The 19,770-nt window shown below is 69.1% G+C and carries 16 protein-coding genes; 10 read left to right on the top strand and 6 right to left on the bottom strand.

Going from position 1 to position 19,770, the window contains the following annotated elements; genetic code table 11:
* The first annotated feature begins 111 nt into the window (after positions 1–111).
* The 3 genes from H4O13_15765 to H4O13_15775 all read left to right on the top strand — a co-directional run bounded on the left by H4O13_15765 (position 112) and on the right by H4O13_15775 (position 5,613).
* Positions 112–3,075 carry an EAL domain-containing protein gene (locus H4O13_15765; GenBank protein MBE5316849.1) on the top strand — a complete coding sequence of 988 codons (2,964 nt, stop codon included), beginning with the start codon at positions 112–114 and terminating at the stop codon, positions 3,073–3,075.
* 68 nt (positions 3,076–3,143) lie between these two features.
* Complete coding sequence (locus H4O13_15770; GenBank protein ID MBE5316850.1) at positions 3,144–3,917, top strand: SDR family NAD(P)-dependent oxidoreductase; 774 nt, start codon at positions 3,144–3,146, stop codon at positions 3,915–3,917.
* Positions 3,918–4,374: 457 nt separating this feature from the next.
* Complete coding sequence (locus H4O13_15775; protein MBE5316851.1) at positions 4,375–5,613, top strand: lytic murein transglycosylase; 1,239 nt, start codon at positions 4,375–4,377, stop codon at positions 5,611–5,613.
* Positions 5,614–6,107: 494 nt separating this feature from the next.
* On the opposite strand, the gene H4O13_15780 is transcribed toward H4O13_15775, so the two are convergent.
* The 3 genes from H4O13_15780 to H4O13_15790 all read right to left on the bottom strand — a co-directional run bounded on the left by H4O13_15780 (position 6,108) and on the right by H4O13_15790 (position 9,371).
* Positions 6,108–6,536, bottom strand: coding sequence for a hypothetical protein (locus tag H4O13_15780; GenBank protein MBE5316852.1), 429 nt, complete (start codon positions 6,534–6,536; stop codon positions 6,108–6,110).
* Between the two features lie 30 nt (positions 6,537–6,566).
* Positions 6,567–7,421: a polyamine aminopropyltransferase gene (gene speE / locus H4O13_15785; protein MBE5316853.1), complete on the bottom strand. Its 855-nt coding sequence runs from the start codon at positions 7,419–7,421 to the stop codon at positions 6,567–6,569.
* An 84-nt stretch (positions 7,422–7,505) separates the two neighbouring features.
* Positions 7,506–9,371: a M48 family metallopeptidase gene (locus H4O13_15790; GenBank protein ID MBE5316854.1), complete on the bottom strand. Its 1,866-nt coding sequence runs from the start codon at positions 9,369–9,371 to the stop codon at positions 7,506–7,508.
* 148 nt (positions 9,372–9,519) lie between these two features.
* Here H4O13_15790 and speA point away from each other — a divergent pair, with 148 nt between their 5' ends.
* The 6 genes from speA (at position 9,520) to H4O13_15820 (ending at position 15,697) form a co-directional block, all read left to right on the top strand.
* The gene (speA, locus tag H4O13_15795) at positions 9,520–11,409 is read left to right on the top strand and encodes a biosynthetic arginine decarboxylase (GenBank protein MBE5316855.1); all 1,890 of its coding nucleotides are present in this window, start codon (positions 9,520–9,522) and stop codon (positions 11,407–11,409) included.
* Positions 11,402–12,274 (top strand): NAD(P)-dependent oxidoreductase, encoded by an 873-nt coding sequence (locus H4O13_15800; protein ID MBE5316856.1) that lies wholly within the window; start codon positions 11,402–11,404, stop codon positions 12,272–12,274. The genes speA and H4O13_15800 overlap by 8 nt, the downstream gene beginning before the upstream one ends.
* 229 nt (positions 12,275–12,503) lie before the next feature.
* Positions 12,504–13,169 carry a TIGR02594 family protein gene (locus H4O13_15805; GenBank protein ID MBE5316857.1) on the top strand — a complete coding sequence of 222 codons (666 nt, stop codon included), beginning with the start codon at positions 12,504–12,506 and terminating at the stop codon, positions 13,167–13,169.
* Positions 13,169–13,621 carry a hypothetical protein gene (locus H4O13_15810; GenBank protein ID MBE5316858.1) on the top strand — a complete coding sequence of 151 codons (453 nt, stop codon included), beginning with the start codon at positions 13,169–13,171 and terminating at the stop codon, positions 13,619–13,621. The genes H4O13_15805 and H4O13_15810 overlap by 1 nt, the downstream gene beginning before the upstream one ends.
* A gap of 133 nt (positions 13,622–13,754) precedes the next feature.
* On the top strand, positions 13,755–14,780 hold the full coding sequence (locus tag H4O13_15815) for a helix-turn-helix transcriptional regulator (GenBank protein ID MBE5316859.1): 1,026 nt from the start codon (positions 13,755–13,757) through the stop codon (positions 14,778–14,780).
* Between the two features lie 461 nt (positions 14,781–15,241).
* Complete coding sequence (locus tag H4O13_15820; GenBank protein ID MBE5316860.1) at positions 15,242–15,697, top strand: hypothetical protein; 456 nt, start codon at positions 15,242–15,244, stop codon at positions 15,695–15,697.
* 401 nt (positions 15,698–16,098) lie between these two features.
* On the opposite strand, the gene H4O13_15825 is transcribed toward H4O13_15820, so the two are convergent.
* From H4O13_15825 to H4O13_15835, 3 genes are all read right to left on the bottom strand, one after another.
* On the bottom strand, positions 16,099–16,701 hold the full coding sequence (locus tag H4O13_15825) for a lysophospholipid acyltransferase family protein (protein MBE5316861.1): 603 nt from the start codon (positions 16,699–16,701) through the stop codon (positions 16,099–16,101).
* Positions 16,701–17,126: an aminoacyl-tRNA hydrolase gene (gene arfB / locus H4O13_15830; protein MBE5316862.1), complete on the bottom strand. Its 426-nt coding sequence runs from the start codon at positions 17,124–17,126 to the stop codon at positions 16,701–16,703. Before arfB ends, H4O13_15825 begins: the two co-directional genes overlap by 1 nt.
* Before the next feature lie 297 nt (positions 17,127–17,423).
* Positions 17,424–18,194, bottom strand: a complete 771-nt coding sequence (locus H4O13_15835) for a pseudouridylate synthase (protein ID MBE5316863.1) — start codon at positions 18,192–18,194, stop codon at positions 17,424–17,426.
* 65 nt (positions 18,195–18,259) lie between these two features.
* Here H4O13_15835 and hemF point away from each other — a divergent pair, with 65 nt between their 5' ends.
* On the top strand, positions 18,260–19,192 hold the full coding sequence (gene hemF / locus H4O13_15840) for an oxygen-dependent coproporphyrinogen oxidase (protein MBE5316864.1): 933 nt from the start codon (positions 18,260–18,262) through the stop codon (positions 19,190–19,192).
* Positions 19,193–19,770: the final 578 nt, after the last annotated feature.

The following is a 19,770-nucleotide window of genomic DNA, read 5'->3' on the forward strand; positions in this document are numbered from 1 at the left end:
CCCGTCGCCGCAGCGCCGCCGCAGCGCGGAAGCGGCAGCGCGACAGCCGCCGCTGGCGTTGATCTTGCAAGGCAGCACGACCACCCGATCCAGGGACATCTTGGCCCAGCCATGCCGTTCTCTTCCGCGCCTCTGCGACCCGCCGCTGCCAGCACGCCGCCCGCCGATGCCGCGGCGGCCCTGGTGCAGCTGCTGTCGGCACCCAGCCTGGAAGAGTTCGCCCGCCGTCTGCTCGCCCTGCTGCCGCTCGAACCCGGTGCAGCGCCGCCGCGCATGCTGCATGCCCTGCGCTGGCCCGAGGCGATCAGCGCCACCCCCGCCGGCGCCGAGGGCCTGGAGCTGGCGCTGGCCGAGGCCGCCCTGATGGCCGCCGACGGCGTACAGCTCGCGCCAAACGGCCAACGCCAGGCGACCCTGCTCGCGGCGCATTCCGGCGGCGGCGCCGTGGTTCTGCTGTCGGCCCCGGGGCCGCAGCCCAGCCTCAGCGGCTGGCCGCCTGAGGTGCTGGGCCCGCTGCTGTCGGCGCGCCTGCAGGAGCTGATCGAGATCGCCCTGCTGCACGACAGCCTGCGCCAGCTCGAACACACCGAACGCGTGCAGCGGGCGCTGTTCGCGATCACCGAGATGGCCGCCGAAGAGCAGGATCGCGCCGCCATGCTGCGCGGTCTGCACGGCATCGTCGCCAGCCTGATGTACGCCGAGAACTTCTACATCGCCCAGTTCGATGCCGACCAGCAGGCCGTGGAGTTCATCTACTTCGCCGACGCCAACGACGAATCGCTGGCGGTCGAGCTGTATCAGCCGAAGCCGCTGGAGCACTACCGCCACCGCCTCACCTGGCATGTCCTGACCAGCGGGCACCCGCTGCGCGGCAGCCTCGACGAGATCGAGACCCAGGTGCAGGGCCCCCTGCGCCGCTACGGCAGCGAACCACACAGCTGGCTGGGCGTGCCAATGACCGCCAACGGGCGGGTGCGCGGCATGCTGGCGGTGCAGACCTACACCGAGGCCATCCATTTCAGCGCCGCCGACCAGGCTCTGCTGGGCTATGTCGGCAGCCACATCTTGACCGCGCTGGAGCGCCGCCGCTCGCGCGCTGAACTGGAAGCCCTGGTCGCCGCGCGCACCGACGAGCTGGCCCAGGCCAATCTGGGCTTGATCAACGAAGTCCGCGAGCGCGAGCGCGGCGAGCGCCTGCAGGCCGCCCTGTACCGGATCGCCGAGATCGCCGGCAAGGACATCGATACCGACCAGTTCTGCGCGGCGCTGCATGCGATCGTCGGCAGCCTGATCCCGGCGCAAAACTTCTATATCGCCCTGGTCTCGGACGACGGCAACACCCTGCACTTCCCTTACTTCGTCGACGAGACGCCGGGCGTGCCCGACTCGCGGCCGATGGGCAACAGCATCACCGAGTACGTGATCCGCAAGGGTGCGCCGCTGCTCGCCGATCTCGGTGGCATCGAGGCGCTGGTGGCTGCGGGCGAGTGCGAGGTCAAAGGTGCGGTGGCGCTGTCCTGGCTGGGCGTGCCGCTGATCGGCGCGCATCGGGTCATCGGTGCCGTGGTGGTGCAGAGCTATCGCAGCGAAGTGACCTATGGCGGCCAGGACCAGAGCCTGCTGGCCTTCGTGTCGTACCACATCGCCTCCAGCCTGGAGCGTCGCCGCGCCGCCGCCGACCTGCGCGCCTCGCACCAGCTGCTCGAACAGCGCGTCGAGCAGCGCACCCGCGAGCTGCGCGAGCAGATCCAGGCGCGCGAGGCCATCCAGGCCCAGCTCGAACATCAGGTGCTGCACGACGCGCTCACCGGTTTGCCCAACCGTGGCTACCTGCGCGATCGCCTGCAGCGCGTGCTGGGCCGCATTCGCCGCCACCCGGGTCAGACCTTCGCCCTGCTGTACCTCGACATCGACCGCTTCAAGGTCATCAACGACAGCCTTGGCCATTCAGCGGGCGACGCCGTGCTGATCGAAGTGTCGCGGCGCTTTCTCGCCTGCGTGCGCGAGAACGACGTGGTGGCGCGCTTGAGCGGGGACGAGTTCGCGATCCTGCTCGAAGACTTCCAGGATCCGGAGACGCCGACGCTGGTCGCACAGCGGGTGATCGAGGCCATGGCCGCGCCGATCGCCCTGCCTGAAAGCAGCGTGCAGCCCTCGGTGAGCATCGGCATCGCACTGGGAAGCGCCGACACCACCAGCGGCGAAGACCTGCTGCGCACCGCCGACACCGCGATGTACCGGGCCAAGGCCGCCGGCCGCAACCGCTTCCAGTACTTCGAGGAGGGCCTGGAGCTGGCCTCGAAGGCCCAGCTGGCCTTGGAGCTCGACCTGCGCCAGGCCCTGCTGCGCTGCGAGTTCGAGCCGCACTTCCAGGCCATCGTCGACCTCGCCAGCGGGCGCGCCGTGGGCTACGAGGCCCTGCTGCGCTGGCGCCATCCGCTGCGGGGCCTGCTCGGGCCCGCCGAGTTCCTGCACGTGGCCGAAGACAGCGGCATGATCGAGGCGATCGACTGGCAGCTGTTCGAGCGCGCCTGCCGCGGGCTCTACGCGCTGGGCGCCGATGCGGGCTTCGTCACCCTCAACGTCTCGCCCCGCCATTTCGCCAGCGAGGACTTCGCCGACCGTCTGGTCGCGCTGATCGAAGCCCAGCGCCTGTCGCCCACCCGCGTCCACATCGAACTCACCGAGGGCACCCTGCTGCGCAACCCCGAGCGCGTGCGCGCCGCGCTGGAGCGGCTGCATGCGCGCGGCGTGCAGACCGCGCTGGACGATTTCGGCACCGGCTATTCCTCGCTGAGCTATCTGCACCAGTTTCCGCTGCAGATGCTCAAGATCGACCGCAGCTTCGTCACCCCGCTGCAGCAGGACGCCGGCGGCAGCGGCGAAGCCATCGTCTCGGCCATCCTCGCCATGGCCAGCTCGCTGGACCTCGAAGTGGTGGCCGAGGGCATCGAAACCGAATCCCAGCGCCGTCGTCTGCAGCAGCTCGGCTGCCTGCGCGGCCAGGGCTATCTGTTTGCCCGGCCGCAGCCGCTGGAACAGCTGCTCGCGGCGCGTCGCGACGCCCCGGCCTGACGCCCTCGCGCGGCCTTCAGTCCGCGCCGTGAACACTGCCGCGCCTTTCCCACTGCGCGAGTGTTCCCATGGCTCTGATCGCCGGCCTCGATTCGCCCGCCCATGCGCTGGTCACGGGCGCCAGCAGCGGCATAGGCCTCGCTGCCGTCACCGCGCTGCTGCAGCGATCCGACGTCGCCCGCGTGGTCGCCGTGGCGCGCCATGCCAGCGCCGCGACCGCGCTGGCCGAGCTGGCGGCTGCGCACGGTGACCGCATCCTCCGCGTCGATGCCGATCTCACGCAGCAGGCCGATCGGCAGACGCTGGCCGACACCGTTCGCGCGCAGCTGGGCAGTCTGCATCTCGTCTTCAACGCCGCCGGCCTGCTGCACGCCGAGGGCCTGCAGCCGGAGAAATCGCTGGCCCAGCTCAGCGCGGACGCCCTTCAGCGCAGCTTCGCACTCAATGCTTTCGCGCCGATCCTGCTGGCGCAGGCGCTGCTGCCGCTGTTCGACGCGAAGCTGCCCGGCGTGATCGCCAGCCTGTCGGCGCGGGTGGGCTCGATCGCCGACAACGCCCTGGGCGGCTGGTACAGCTACCGCGCGGCCAAGGCCGCACAGAACCAGCTGATGCGCACGCTCGCGGTGGAGTTGAAGCGCAGCCACCCGAAGCTGGCCGTGCTGCAGCTGCATCCGGGCACTGTCGATACGCCGCTGTCGGCGCCCTTCAAGGCGCGCGTTCCTGCCGGCAAGCTGTTCACACCCGAACAGTCGGCCACCCTGCTGCTGCAGGTCATCGAAGCCCGCAGCGCCGCCGACAGTGGGCGCTTCCTGGCCTACGACGGCAGCGAGATTCCCTGGTAGAAGGCAGTCTGCGGTCGCCTGCGAGCAGGCGCCCACACAGAGCAGGGATCGCCCTTGGTAGTCGCCGTGGGACGCTTTACGAATCCCGAATCCCGAATCCCGAATCCCGGCTGTAGGTAGGAGCGAGCTTGCTCGCGACCTGCAGGGTGGGGGCAGCGCGCAGGCTGCGGTCGCCTGCGAGCAGGCTCCTACAACAAGCAGGGATCGCCCATGGTTGTCGCCGTGGGACGCTCTCCGAATCCCGAATCCCTGCTGTAGGTAGGAGCGAGCTTGCTCGCGACCCGCAGGGTGGGGGCAGCGCGCAGGCTGCGGTCGCCTGCAGACAGGTTCCTGCAAGCGCGCTAGTCAACGGATTCAGGCGTCTTCAGCAGCTCTCGCACCGGATCGCAGAGGCTGAGGCGCTCTCCGCTCCCAAAGTTGCTTTGCGATTCATGCGCCGCTTGGCAGGCTTGCGCGCATGCCTACCTCTGCCACACGCCGCGCGCGCGCCGCGGCCCTTCTGCTTGCCCTCAGCTCCGGCCTCGCCAACGCGACCGAAGAGCCCGCGGCCCCGCCGGCCATCGACACCCGCACCTGCCTGCCCGAGCTTCGCACCCGCGCTGCCGATTCAGGACTCTCTGCGGCGCGCTTCGATGCGCTGATGGCCGAGGTGCAGCCGGATGCCAGCGTGCTGCCCCTGCTCGACGCCCAGCCCGAGTTCGTCACCCCGATCTGGGACTACCTGGCTGCCCTGGTCGACGACGAACGGGTCGATGAGGGACGCCGCCAGCTGCAGCAGCACGCGGCCCTGCTGGACCGCATCGAGGCCGAGTACGGCGTCGACCGCGCCTACGTGCTGGCGGTGTGGGGTGTGGAGAGCGACTACGGCCAGGCCACCGGCAGCCGTGAGCTGCGCAGCGCGCTGCTGGCGCTGTCCTGCGCCGGGCGGCGCCAGCCCTTCTTCCGCAGCGAGCTGATCCATCTGCTCAAGCTGATCGATGAAGGCGATCTCGCGCCCAGCGCCGAGCGTCCGCTGCTGGGCTCCTGGGCGGGCGCCTTCGGGCAGACCCAGTTCATGCCCTCGACCTATGCGCGTCTCGCCGTCGATTTCGACGGCAACGGCCGCCGCGATCTGGTCGACAGCGTCGACGATGCCCTGGCCTCGACCGCGAATTACTTGAAGCGCGCCGGCTGGCGCAGCCGCCAGGCCTGGGGCATCGAGGTGCAGCTGCCCGAGGGCTTCACGCCGAGCGGTGGCCGCAAGGCCAGGGCGCCACTCGCGACCTGGCAGACGCGCGGCCTGCGTCGCGTCGACGGCAGCGCGCTGGTCGATGCAGGCACGCCCGCCGAGCGCAGCGCAGGCCTTCTGCTGCCGGCCGGCGTGGAGGGCCCGGCCTTTCTGGTCTTCCGCAACTTCGAGGCGCTGCACAGCTACAACGCCGCCGAAAGCTACGCGCTGGCGATCGCGCATCTGGCCGACCGCATCCGCGGCGGCGAAGGGTTTGCCCGTGCGTGGCCCACCGACGACCCCGGCCTCTCACGCGCCGAGCGTCGCGAGCTGCAAACCCGGCTGATTGCCCGCGGCCACGACATCGGCGAAGTCGACGGCCGTCTCGGTACGCGCTCGCGCGCAGCGATCCGGGCGGAGCAGGAGCGACTGGGCTGGGAGGCGGACGGTCGCGCCGGGCAGAAGCTGCTGCAGGCCCTGCGCCCATAGGGTGGGCCCTGGCCCACCGTGGGCTCGGCGTTCGCACCGGTCATCCCTGCCGGTGACCGAATGCCGCTCGACCGTCCCCGCCACGTTCATTGGGTGGGTCTTGACCCACCGGCTTCCCCAGTGAGTGCCCTTGCCCGACGTCCGAGCGCATCGAGCGCCTCGCCCAAGCGTGCGCATCAGGCCGGTCGTGCACGAGGCCGGTGGGTCAAGACCCACCCTATGGGGCTCTCGCACGCCGCACCTCAGCGTTTCGCCGTCGCGTCCATAGGGTGGGTCTTGACCCACCGGCTTCGCGGTGAGCGGGCTTGCCTGATTTCTGAGCGCATCGAGCGCTTGGCCCAGGCGTGCGCATGCCGCCGGCGGGGCGCGAGGTGGGTGCCCGCACGAGGCAGGCGGGTGCAAGAGATCGGTGTGCATGAGGTCGGCGGTGCAGGAGATCGGTGGGTCAAGACCCACCCTATGGGGCTCTGAAGACCCGAGCCGCCGCGCAGCCCTCAGCGCCGCGCGCCGATCCTTGCGAACAGGGCGCCGCCGAGCACGCCGGCGAGGGTGAACAGGGCGATGCCCACTGCCCCGCGCGCGCCGGCGATCACGCTCATGCCGAGCAGGGCTTCCATCGTCAGCAGCGCGGTCAGGATCGCCGCACCGCCGGCCAGCGCGTGCAGCCAGGGGCCCAGGCGTTTCGCGTAGCGGCGGATCAAGCCCGCCGCAAGGAACGCAATCAAGAACCCGCCCGCCACGATCGCCGCATAGGTCGGCGCGAAGCCGATGAGGTCGTGGCCAATCGCTGACAGGCGCAAACCCAAGGGAATCTCCACGCCCATCGCGGCGAGCCCCGCGTGCACGCGCAGGGTCTGGATGAGGCTGGAGAGCGCCGCGGTGGCGAGCACGGCCAGCACAAAGCCGGCGAGACGGCGCTTCATGAAAGCACCGCCAACGCGTCCGCCTGCGGATTACTCGCCCAGCGCCTCACGCATGAACTCCGGCAGCACCAGGGCGGCGCGGTGGATGTCGACGTTGTAGTAGCGGGTCTTGAAAGTCTTGCTCTGCGCGCCGCGCTCGCGGAAACCGGCGATCTCGCCGCCCTTGCGCGCCATCGTGCAGCTCCACCAGCCGGTCGGGTAGCAGGGCTGCGGGAAGGGCAGGGTCTTCACGTCAGCGAAGCCGGCGGCCATCAGGTGATGGCGCATGGCCTTGATCAGGCCGATGTGGCCGAGCGGCGACTCCGACTGCTGCACCAGCATGCCGCCCGGGCGCAGGGCCTTGAGACAGGACACGTAGAAGGCTTCGTTGAACAGGCCTTCCGCCGGGCCGACCGGGTCGGTCGAGTCGACGATGACGATGTCCACGCTCTCGGGCGCGGCTTCCTTCATGTACTTGATGCCGTCGTCCCACATCAGGTGGGCGCGCGCATCGGCATTCGAATCGCACAGCTCGGGGAAGTATTTCTCCGCCATGCGCGTCACCTGCTCGTCGATATCGCACTGCACGGCCGACTCGACTTCCTTGTGCTTCAGCACTTCGCGCAGGGTGCCGCAGTCGCCGCCGCCGATGATCACCACGCGCTTCGGGTTGCTGTGGGTGAACAGCACGGGGTGCGACATCATCTCGTGGTACAGGAAGTTGTCGCGGGTGGTCAGCATCACCGCGCCGTCGATCAGCATCAGATTGCCCCAGTCGGTGGTCTCGAAGATCTCGATCTTCTGGAACGGCGACTGCACCTCGTCGAGCTTCTTGGTCACCCGGAACCCGATGGAGGAACCCAGCGGTTCGAAATTTTCGTAGTACCAGGTGCTGTCGCTGCTCATGGGCGGGTCCGGGGCATGTTCTTGTTTGGGGGCGGCCGATTGTACCGGAGGGTCGTGACCAGGTCCGTCGTGGACCTGCCCGGTCTACCCACCGGTATCCGAGCGCCGGTAGACGGGCGGCCCGGCCGTCTTCACCACGATCCGCGACAGACCCGCCGGCATCTGGTCGTAGTCGTACACGCTCAGCGTGCCGGGAAGCTGCAGACGCTGCGCCAGGGCCTGCAGCGCGTTCTCCGGCAGCAGCCGGAACCAGCGCCAGTCGACGACCAGCACGAAATGTGGCGGCCCCAGCCGCTGTGGCAGCTCCTTGCGCACCAGCCAGACGCGCTTGATCCGCCGGTCTTCGCGCAGCTGCCCGAGCAGGCGGGTCAGCGCGTCGTCCTCAAGGCCATGCGGCTGCAGCACGTCGCCGGCCTGGAGCCCGGTCCGGGCCCTGGCGTCCTGCTGGAGCTGTGCACCAAAGGCTTCGAACTCGGTCTGCAGGGCCCGCGCTGCGGCCGCATCGCCACGACGCAAATGGAAGGACTCCAGCAGGGGCAACGCTTCGAAGCCGAGGTTGGGATCCAGCTGCAAGGCCGCCTGCAGATGATCCAGGCAGCGCGGATCCTCGCGTTCCTGCAGGGCGCGCCCCAGGGTCAGGCGCAGCAGCGCGTCCTCAGGGCTGCGTTCCGCCGCGGCAAGCAGAGGATCCAGTTCGCCGCGACCGTCGTTCTCTATCCACCGCAGGCGCTCGCGCTCGCCGAACTCGGCCTCGCTCAGCACTTCGCCGTCAGCGATCCTGGCCTCAAGCGCCTGCAGGCGCCGGCGTTCCTCTTCCGCCTGTTCGAAACCGGCCCTCCAGTCCTCGGCTGCCCGCGCCTTGCGCTCGTTGGACCACTCCCGCATCAGCCGCCCTTCGAGTGCGTCGAGCAGTCCGCTGGCAGGCCGACGCACGCTCGGGGGCAGCTGCGCCGGCGGTTCGATGCCTGCAGCGCGCAAGCGTTCCCGCAGCGAGGGGTGGGTCTCGCGCGGGCCGACGGCCTCGCGCAGCAGCCGAGGGAGTTCGTCGGCATCCTCCGGGGTCGGGCTGAGCTGGCGCCGCATTTCCTCGAAGTAGTCGTCGATCGGCTCGGGCCGCCGCCGATTCAGCCGCTCCAGGGCGGGCAGGAACCTGCGCTGCCAGCGCGACGCGGCCAGCGCGATCAGCAGCAGCGCTTCGCCCGCCGCCTGCGGGCCTGCCAGGCGCAGCGCGCAGGCGTCAGCCACTTTCTCATCCTCGCGCGCCAGCACGAAGCTGTAGGCCTCGAAGTAGGGCTCGTACCAGGCCAGGAAAATCACGACGGGCAGGGCGGAGATCATCCGCTGCGTGTTCAGGGCAAAGTGCACATCGCCCCAGGTCTGGCGCAGCCGATAGATCCAGCCTGCCAAGCGGCCGCGGCCGCCGTGGAAGTGGCCGAGTTCATGGGCGATCACCGCGCGCAGTGCGTCCGCTTCCAGCTGCTGCATCAGCGGCAGTCCCAGCAGCAGGTAGTGTCGGCTCCAGGGCAGGCCCAGCACCCGCGGCAGGCTGACCACCGCCGCGTTCAGCTCATCGGTGATGACGATACCGGCGAGACGCGGCGCCCCTGCCGCCACCCGCAGGTCCTCCACCATCGAGCGCAGCCGCGGCGCCTCCTCGCGCTGCAGCAGATGGCCGATGGGCGGCGGAATGCGTAGCCACAGCGCCCGCAGCGCCAGCAGACCGAGCGCCAGAACGATCAGCGCCCAGCCGTCCGCGAGCGAGGCCAAGCCCTGCGCCCTGACGCGCACGACCGTTGCGCCGAGACACAGCGTGGCCAGCAGCAGCGGGCTGAGCACAGCGGCAAACCCTGCAAGGCTGAGCAGCACGAGCTTGACGCGGTAGCGAAGGGGGTGCCGCTCCAGCTCCACCTGCAGCTGCTCGACGAGGGCAATGTGGCGGGTCGAATCCATCGGTGTCCGTAAGCGTGATCGCGCTACTTGGAGATGGCCTGGCAGCCTGCCCGTGACATCGGCAGAGCTGCAAGCCTCTGCACGCCCTGTCGCCCCCCGGGGTTTAAACTGTGCGGCCTTTTCTACCTGCCGCTGGAGCCCGCCGCCCATGAGCGAGTGGTCGATCGACCGCGCCCGTCGCACCTACGCCGTCCCGCACTGGGGCGAGGGCTATTTCGACATCGATGCCGATGGCGGCATCGCGGTGCTGCCGCGCGGCGGCGAGGGCCCGCGGATCGCCCTGCCGGCGGTGGTCGATCAGGCCCTGGCGACGGGCATGAAGCTGCCGCTGCTGCTGCGCTTCTCCGACGTGCTCGGCCATCGGCTGGGCCGCCTGCAGGCGGCGTTCGCGCACGCTATGCGCGAGCTGGACTACACGGGCGGCTACACCGCGATCTATCCGATCAAGGTCAACCAGCACTACGGCGTGGCCGGCGAGCTGGCCGCCCACGGCGGCGAGGGCTTCGGCCTTGAGGCCGGCTCCAAGCCGGAGCTGATGGCCGTACTCGCCCTGTCGCGCCCGGGCGGCGTGGTGGTCTGCAACGGCTACAAGGACCGCGAGTACATCCGCCTCGCCCTGATCGGTCGGCGGCTCGGCCTCAAGACCTACATCGTGGTCGAGAAGGCCAGCGAGCTTGAGCACATCATCGAGGAGTCGAAGGCGCTGGGCGTGCGCCCGGGCCTGGGCGTGCGCATGCGTCTTGCCAGCCTCGGCGCCGGCAAGTGGCAGAACAGCGGCGGCGACAAGGCCAAGTTCGGGCTGTCGCCGCGCCAGCTGCTCGACCTCGTCGAGCGCCTGCGCGGCGCCGACATGCTCGACTGCCTGGAGCTGCTGCACTTCCACATGGGCAGCCAGATCTCCAACGTGCGCGACTTCGCCGCCGGCATGCGCGAGGCCACCCGCTACTTCGTCGAGGTCAGCAAGCTCGGCGCGCCGATCCGCTACATGGACGTCGGCGGCGGCCTCGGCGTCGACTACGAAGGCACCCGCTCGCGCGGCAGCTGCTCGATCAACTACGGGCTTGAGCAGTACGCCAGCACCATCGTGCAGCCGCTGGCCGAGGCCTGCGTCGAGCACGGCCTGACGCCGCCCAAGGTGATGACCGAGTCGGGCCGCGCGCTGACCGCGCACCATGCGCTTCTGGTCGCCAACGTCTCCGAGGTCGAGCAGGCGCCGGAAGGCGCGGTGCCGGCCGCGGCCAGCGATGAGCCGGCGGTGATCCGCCACCTGCGCGAGACCCACGCCGCCCTGGACGAGCGCCCCGCGCTCGAGCTCTACCACGAGGCCCAGCACTACCAGGCCGAAGGCCAGGCCCTGTACGCCCTGGGCCAGCTGGAGCTGGCCGAGCGCGCGGCCATCGACGATCTGTTCTACGCCATCGCCCAGGGCGTGCGTGCCCGCCTGGATTACGCCGAGAAGGGCCATCGTGCGGTGCTGGACGAACTCAACGAGCGTCTGGTCGACAAGTACTTCGTCAATTTCTCGGTGTTCGAGTCGATCCCCGACGTGTGGGCGATCGACCAGATCTTCCCGATCGCGCCGATTCACCGCCTGAACGAAGCGCCGACCCGCCGCGGCATCATCGCCGATCTCACCTGCGACTCCGACGGCCAGGTCGAGACCTATGTCGACAGCGGCGACTTGGACAGCAGCCTGCCCCTGCACGTGCCGCGTGCAGGCGAAAGCTATCGGCTGGGCATCTTCATGGTCGGCGCCTACCAGGACACGCTGGGCGATATCCACAACTTGTTCGGCGACACCGACGCGGTGAACGTGCGCCTGACCGGCAATGGCTACACGCTGGAGCGCAGCCGCCGTGGCGACACCGCGGATGTGATGCTCGACTACGTGGGCTACAGCCTGTCCGACCTGCGCCGCCGCTACGGCGCCATGGTCGCCGCTGCCGATCTGCCGGCCGAAGAGGCGCTGCGTCTGTCGGCCGCGCTCGAAGCCGGCCTCACCGGCTACACCTACCTCGCGGACGAAGCCAATGGCTGAGCACGGAGCGCCGCGCTGCGGCTTCATCGGCCTGGGTGCGATGGGCGCGCCCATGGCCGGGCACCTGCATGCGCGCGGCCTGCTGACTGCGGTCGGCAATCGCACGCAGGCGAAGGCGGATGCGCTGGCCGCCCAGCTCGGCGTGCGCAGGGCGTCTTCGGCGGCCGAATTTGCGGACTGCGATGTCGTGCTGCTTTGCGTGTCCGAAGACGCCGACGTGCTGCAGAACGTTCAGGCCCTGCGCGAAGTGCTGAAGCCTGGCGCGCGCGTGGTCGACCACTCCACCGTCAGCGCCGACACCGCGCGCGAGGCCTCGCGCTTGCTCGCCGAGCGCGGCATCGGCTTCGTCGATGCGCCGGTCAGCGGCGGCGCCGAGGGCGCGCGCAACGGCAAGCTCTCGATCATGGTCGGCGGACATGCCGACGATCTTGACGCCGTGCGCCCCGCGCTCGAGGCCTACGCCCTTCGCATCACCCACATGGGCGCGACCGGCGCGGGTCAATGCACCAAGGCGGTCAACCAGGTGCTCGTGGCCGGCATCAACGAGGCCGTGTGCGAAGGTCTGGCGCTCGGCGAAAAGCTCGGCCTCGACCCCGACAAGCTGCTGCCCACGCTGGGCGCCGGCGCCGCCGGCAACTGGTTCCTCGACAAGCGCGGCGCCAGCATGCTGCGCTCCGAGTACGTGCCCGGCTTCAAGTGCGCCCACCTGCTGAAGGATCTGCGCATCGTGCTCGGCATGGCGCAGAACGCTGGCGTCAACACCGCGGTCATCGAACAGGCCCTGGCCGACTACGCCCAGCTGGTCGAACGCGGCCTGGGCGACGCCGATACCTCGGCGCTGATCGAGCTGAAGCGGCAGGGCTGATTCACCCGCGCCGACCGATATCGCTTTGGTAGGTTGGGCCAAGCGCAGCGCGGCCCAACATCGCAAGCTCAACGCTTGCCTCGGACGTGAATGTCGAATCATTGCGCCTCGCTGCGCTTGGCCCAACCTACGCTCGGGTGCTGTTGAAAGGCGGGTCTTCGCCCAGTTCTTCCGCTGAACGCTTCGGCCGGGCTACGCTCTGCCCTCACGGCAGGATGGACCGCGACCGATGCGCGAGTACCAGATGCGGGAGATCGCGGGCCTCTGGCCCGAGGGACAGGGCCCGGAGCGTGGCGCTGCTCCGCATGGCGGCTGTCTTGGCCCCGACAGCCGGGGCTCCGGCGGTCGCAGCTCCGGCCGCTGGGGCGACAGCTGCGTGATGCACTCGTCGTTCGATTTCGATTCCTGGCTGCGCACGCGTCAGCCGTGGATGCGGATTGCGGAAGCCGAGCTTGGGGTCCGTGAGATCGCCGGTTCGACCCATGAGCCGCGGATTATCGAGTACCACGCGACCACGGGGCGCTTCACCACGGATGAAGTGCCTTGGTGTTCCAGCTTCGTGAACTGGGTGATTGAAGCGGCAGGGCTCAAGGGCACCAAGAGCGCAGGGGCCCTGTCCTGGAGAAACTGGGGCAAGACCCTTGTGAGTCCAAGCTACGGGAGCATTGCGGTGATGGACTATGGGCGCGGCCGGGGCCATGTCGCCTTCGTCGCCGGGCGGACGGCGACCGACGCTTTGGTGCTGCTGGGCGGAAACCAGGCCAACTCTGTCTGTCTTCGGAGCTATCGACGGAGTTCGATCGCCGCCTACGTCTATCCGAAGGACTTCATCCCCGAGTATCAGCTGCCTCAGCTCGCCGCGACTGCGGGCGGCGGCTTCGCGAGCACGCGCTGATGAGGCGAATGCTGGCCTGGGTTGGCATGGTCATTGGCGCGAGCCTTGGGGGCTGTGCGCTGGCGGAGCCTCGGCAGACTTCAACCTCAATTGCCGTCTTCGCTGAAGTTGACGGTCCCGGGCGCATTGAGCTCTCCGAACTCGGCGAGGAGCGCTTGGTCTTCCGCTGGCTGGCACCGATGGGCAGGGACCGAATCGACTGCGACGGCCATGGCGAGGCTCGCGCCATCGCCCCGCCCTCCGCTGACCCGGAAATCGAGGATGGGCCGGACGGCGAAGTTTTCGCGGGTCGCGAGTACTGGCATGCCAGCGATACCGACTGCATGTTGAGCCTGGTGGTCGAGCTTGAACCCACGCGCTGGCTGCAGGTCGAGCGTTTGGACTGCACGCAAGGGGAAGGCTGCGCGCCGACCGCGACGCGTCTGTTCCGGCGCGGCGGGTCCGGCGATTGAGCTGATCGGCACGCCTCGTCTGACGCCGCGCAGGCGGGCCGCGAAGCGCCAGCCCTGACGCAAGGCGGACTGGCGCCATTCGGTCGAGCTGCGCAGACTCTGCGCCGCGCCTTCGCGAAGCGGTTGAAGACTGATGGACGCTCTCCCCCTGCTGGTCGGCTTTTCTCTTGGCGCAGCGGTGCTGCTGATGCTGGCGCTGGCGACGGCATATCGAGGCCTCGACCTGCCGCCGCAGTCGCGCGCAGCGGGCTGGGTGATGCTGCTCGGGCTCGCCCATACGCAGTGGTCGCATCTCGGCATGGTCGAGTCGGCGGCCGCGATGCCGCTGACGCGCAGCTATGTGGTGGTGCTGTTCCTGCAGTCGCTGGGCTTCTACTGGCTGCTGCTCGGCGTGCTGCGGCGAGGTGAGGACTGGCGTCGCTGGGAGTGGGCTCTGCCCGTGCTGGTGCTGCTGGCAGGGGCTGGGGTGCCGCTGGTCTGGGCGATTCCGCTGGGCCTGGGCATGGGCACGGCGTTCGCTCTGCATCTGGCCCTGCTGCTGTATCGACTGCGCGCGCTGCGGCGCTGGTTCCGGCTGGAGCTGCCGGTGGTGCTGGTGTTCGCCTTGATGGGCATGACCATTGCGATCAGCGGGCTGTCGGCGCCGTGGGGTCTGGGCTGGTCGGCCTATGCGCAGATCTATGCGTGGATGATCGCGCTGGGCTTCTTCGGCGTGCTCTGGCTGCTGCTGGTGGTGCCGGATCTCGCCAGCAAGACCCAGGAGGCGGTGGCGCAGAGCTACGCGCAGAGCACCCTCGGACGCGTCGATGTCCGGGCCAAGCTGGCCGAGCTGACGCGACTGTTCGAGGTCGAGCGTATCCACCGCGACGAGGGCCTGAGCCTGGCCCGTGTCGCCGAGCTGATGGAGCTGTCCACCCACCAGCTGTCCGAGCTGGTCAATGCGCATCTCGGCATCGGCTTCTCCAAGCTGGTGCGCCAGCAGAGGGTGCGCGATGCGCAGAAGATGCTGGTTGACGAGCCGCGCGCCTCGGTGCTGTCGGTCGGCCTGGCGGTGGGGTTCGCCTCGCAGTCGACCTTCTATGTCGCCTTCAAGGACGAGTTGGGCGTGGTGCCGGGGCAGTACCGCAAGCAGGCGCTGGGGGCGGGGCCTGTGCGATGAAGCCGGTGGGTCAAGACCCACCCTATTCGGTCGTGTTGGCTGCGCGCCACTGCGAATCATGCGGTGTCCATAGGGTGGGTCTTGACCCACCGAAGCTCAACCCTCGCCCCGGTTGACGCGTTCCCGACCCGGCTGTCGCCGTGCGCCCGTCATCCTGTGCGGTGCGCGGGAGCCTGGGCGGGATGTGAAGAAGCCGGTGGGTCAAGACCCACCCTATGCGAGCGTGCGTGGCCGCCACCGCGAATTTCACCGTGTCCAAAGGGGAGCCCTTGACCCACCGAAACCGGCGGCATCGGCGGGGCTAGTCCCACCCGTGGCTTGCGAATGATCTTTCTGGAAGTTTGCAAGTCACTGATTTGATTGAATCCCGGTCGCCAGGTGTTCCGGGGTGATCGATCCGGAAGCCGGCGGGTGGGAAGGGCGCAGAACCTGCGGCTCTCTTCCACCACGAGGGTCAGCCCATGCTCAGCCTTGGAGATTTCGTCGTAACGCACATCGCCTATGCGGTGTATCTGATCGCCTCGATCGGCCTGACGATCTGGGTCGCGCGAGCCCTGTCAACGAGCGGCGAGATGTTCCTCATCCGCTGCTTCGGTCAGGACCAGGAGCTCGCCCGCAGCACCAACCGACTGCTGGTGATCGGCTTCTATCTCGTCAATCTCGGATTCGTTTGCTATCGCCTTGCGGGATGGAACGCCGGGCCGGTGGAGCTGGTGCCCGCGGTGGGCTCGCGGGTGGGCATCACCCTGCTGGTGCTGGGCGGCATGCACTTCTTCAACATGGTGATGATCGCGAGGTTGGGGCACACGGTGAATCACTGGGTGCGGACCCAGCGCGAGTTCGAGATCGAAGAGGCCAGTGCGTCAGTGGTTCTTCCGCCCGAGCTACCGCAGGGCTGGCAGACGCCGCGCGCGTGAGTGTGCCCGGCCTTGCGCGGACCCAGCAGCCAGGGTCGCTGTGCTCTCACAGGGCCCTGGTGTGCTGCGGTGGCGTGGCGCTCTCGCGCGTGAGCCCGGCACCCGCTCAGCTCGCTACACAGTCGCGACAAACCCGCACCAAACCCGCAGCTGAACATGGGGCCGCCGATGTCTAGTCTTTGCAACGTCCAGCGCGGCCACGGATCTGGCCCGCTGCGTAAATGACCAAAGCCCTTGTGGGCGCGGTCGGCGGGGCCCGGACGTTCCGGGCAGTCTTTCGGGTTGGCTTTGCTTCTTTGCGTGTATCGGTGCTGTGGGCGCCCGGGCTGCTTGTGCGGTCCGGGCGTTTTCGTTTGCGTGGTGCACGCTCGCGGCGGTGGCGAGCCAGCGCCGCGGCGGACCTACACCGTGCCGCGGTTTTTCCCCATCCAGGGCCGGTAGTAGTCGCGGATCCTCGCCATGTCGGCATCGAGCGAGTCCGTCATCTGCAGCAAGGGGCCGATGCCGATCACGCGCTCGGGGTAGTGGAAGTAGATGCACAGCACCGGCACTTCGGCAGCGCGGGCGATGCGCCAGAAGCCGGATCGCCAGTCCTCGACGCGGCGTCGCGTGCCCTCCGGCGCCAGTGCCACCCACAGAGTCTCGCGGCTGCGGTAGCGCTCGGCCACCTGTTCGACCACGCCGGCGCTGCTGCTGCGGTTGACCGGAAAGCCGCCGAGCCGGCGCAGCACCCAGCCGACGGGCCCGCGAAACAGCTCGGCCTTGGCCATGAAGGCGATGTCGAGGCCCAGCGCGATCTTCATACCGAGGCCCCAGATCGCGTCCCAGCCTGACGAGTGCGGGGCGACGATGATCACCATCTTGTCGACCTCGGGAAACGCGCCGCGCATGTGCCAGCCGCCCAGACGCAGCAGGCTGCGGCCGAACCAGCGCGTAAAGGGGCCACCGCGGCGTGGGGCGCGGTCTGGCAGGGGCTGATGCACGGGCGTGTGCAGCGGCAGCATCAGTCGAGATCCACCGCGCGCGCCGCGCGCTGGCGCTTGATGCCGGCGCGCTCGCGCTTGCTGGACAGGCGACGCTCCTGCGCCCCCTTGCTGGGCTTGGTGGCGATGCGCGGTTTTGGCGGCTTGAGCACGGCCTGGATCAGGGCCAGCAGGCGTTCGCGCGCGTCCTCGCGGTTGCGGTCTTGGCTGCGGTAGCGCTGGGCCTGGATGATCACCACGCCGTCCTCGGTGATGCGGCTGTCGCGACGCGCGAGCAGCCTCGCCTTCAGCGGCGCCGGCAGGGCGCCGGAGTTCGCGGCATCAAAGCGCAGCTCGACCGCGGTTGCGACCTTGTTGACGTTCTGCCCGCCGGGTCCGGACGAACGCACGAAGCGCTCCTCGAGCTCTTCGTCGGGAATGGCGATGGAAGGCGTGATGCGGAGCATGGGCAGGGTTCGCGGGAGCTGCGGGATTGTAGCGGGGGCTTGCAGCGGCGATTTGGAATCCAGAAACCTGTTCAGCGGCTGGGCGAGCTCGAGGCCGTTCTCCCCTCTCTCCTTGCGGGAGAGGGGCGGGGGAGAGGGGTTGAGATTCGCGATGTGCCCTTACCCCTCTCCCCAACCCCTCTCCCACAAGGGGAGAGGGGCTCAACAATTCGCGCCGCGGAGCCGGCTCACCCGCGCGATGCCTGTCCATCTTTCACTTAGGGAGCCCCGCGGCTTGCACGTCCGACGAGGCGATGCTTAGCGGAGCTCGTTCCGAGCCGTCGAGGGTTCCACTGTCGGCAAGCCCCGATCCCCAATCCCCGCTCCAAGCGCCGCCTGCCACCCGAACCGCGCCAGCAGCGCGGCGAACTCGCCGTCCACAGGCGCTTCAATGCCGAGCCTGCGACCGTCGGCCGGATGGTCGAAGGCGATCCGCCACGCGTGCAGCAGCATGCGGTGGCAGCGGAACTCGGCGCGGAACAGGCGGTTGTGGCGGCCGTCGCCGTGGCTGGTGTCGCCGATCAGATGGTGATGGATGTGCTTGAGATGCCGGCGCAGCTGGCGGTAGCGGCCAGTCTCGGGCTGCATCGCCAAGAGGCAGTAGCGCGCGGTGTCGAAGCCGCTCATGGGGTAGGGCAGTTCGATCGTGGCCAGCCGACGGTAGTGGCTGATCGCCGGCTTGGGCTCGGGCTTGCCGGGGGCATCCAGCGCGTGCTCGATGCGGCCGGAGTCTTCTGTCCATCCACGCACCACGGCCAGGTAGGTCTTCTCGACGCTGCGGCCCATGAACTGCTCGCCGAGCGCGGCTGCCGTGCCTTTGTCGAAGGCCAGCAGCAGGGCGCCCGAAGTGGCGCGGTCCAGCCGATGGGCGAGGAAGCAGCGCTGGCCGAGCTGCTCACGCAGCTGGTCCAGCAGAAAGCGGTCCTCGTGCGCGGCGATCTGGCTGCGGTGGGCCAAGAGGCCGGCGGGCTTGTTGACCACGGCCAGGGCCTCGTCACGGTAGAGCAGGTCGAGCGGGGCCTCGGACATCGCGGATGTCGCCTGAACACGGCCGGCTATGATGCCCGACCCTTTCGCACGCACGAACTCCCGCCATGCAGCCCATCGACACCGTGGCCGACTTTCTGCGCGGCCTGCAGGACCGCATCTGCAGCGCCATCGAAGGCGCCGACGGCGCCGCGCGCTTTGCCGAAGACGAATGGCAGCGCGCCGAAGGCGGCGGCGGCCGCACCCGCGTGCTGCGCGAGGGCGCGGTGTTCGAGCAGGCCGGTATCGGCTTCTCCGACGTCAGCGGCGAGCGCCTGCCGCCCTCGGCCAGCGCCGCGCGGCCCGAGCTGGCGGGTGCGTCCTGGCGCGCGGTCGGCGTGTCGCTGGTGTTCCATCCGCGCAACCCGTACCTCCCGACCACCCACGCCAACGTGCGCCACTTCCGCGCGATGCGCGACGGCGAGGTCGTCGGCTGGTGGTTCGGCGGCGGCTTCGATCTCACGCCCTTCTATCCGATCGATGAGGACGTGCTGCACTGGCACCGTGCCGCTCGCGCGCTGTGCGAGCCCTTCGGCGGCGAAGCGCGCTATGCCTCGCACAAGCGCTGGTGCGACGAGTACTTCTTCTTGAAGCATCGCGGCGAGACCCGCGGCGTCGGCGGGCTGTTCTTCGACGACCTGCACGAGGACTTCGACCGCGACTTCGCCTACCTGCAGGCGGTGGGCAACGGCTTCCTCGATGCCTATCTGCCGATCGTCGAGCGCCGCCGCGACACGCCTTTCGGCGAGCGCGAGCGCGAGTTCCAGCTCTACCGCCGCGGCCGCTACGTCGAGTTCAACCTGGTCTGGGACCGCGGCACCTTGTTCGGCCTGCAGAGCGGCGGCCGCACCGAATCCATCCTGATGAGCCTGCCGCCGCGCGTGCGATTCGAGTACGGCTACACGCCCGAACCCGGCAGCGCCGAGGCGCGGCTCAATGACTACTTGCGGCCGCGGGAGTGGCTTGGGAGCGGGGATTCGGGATTGGGGCTTGGGGATTGAACAACCGAGGCGACGCCAGCAACGACCTTTCGGTTCTGTGATTCGCCAGAGGCAGTCATCGCAGCCGCGCGCCGAACGCTCGCGGCGCGTCGAAGACCGTCGGCCAATCCCGAATCCCCAATCCCGAATCCCGGCGCCCCAAATAAAAACCCCGGAACCGAGGGGGAGCGGTTCCGGGGTCGGGGGTCGCGGTCCTGGCTGGGGGGAGCCGTGGACCGCGCAGATTCACTCGAGGGGGAGGGAGTGAATCCTCGTCGGCGGCGTTGCACCGCCGCGATCAGAGATTGCGCCGAGCGCGTGGAGTTCAAGCGCGTATCGGAAAGTGTTCAGCCAGGCTTTAGGCGTCGCGCGAAGCCGCGGCCCGCGCTGCAGGTTTCCCAAGCCCAGAAAGAGAAAACCCCGAGAGCCGGGGGGAGCTCTCGGGGCTTGGGGCCGGAAGGCGGCTGGGGGAGACCGGTCCTTCCGTGTATTCACTCAAGGGGGAGGGAGTGAATCGATCCGGCATTGCGCCGGACGTGCTGCGCATCTTACGCGGCCATTCTGAAAGTCCCGTGACTGCCCCTGTGACGATTGAACAC

The sequence above is a fragment of the Lysobacterales bacterium genome, assembly GCA_014946745.1.
Lineage (GTDB): Bacteria > Pseudomonadota > Gammaproteobacteria > Xanthomonadales > Xanthomonadaceae > Aquimonas.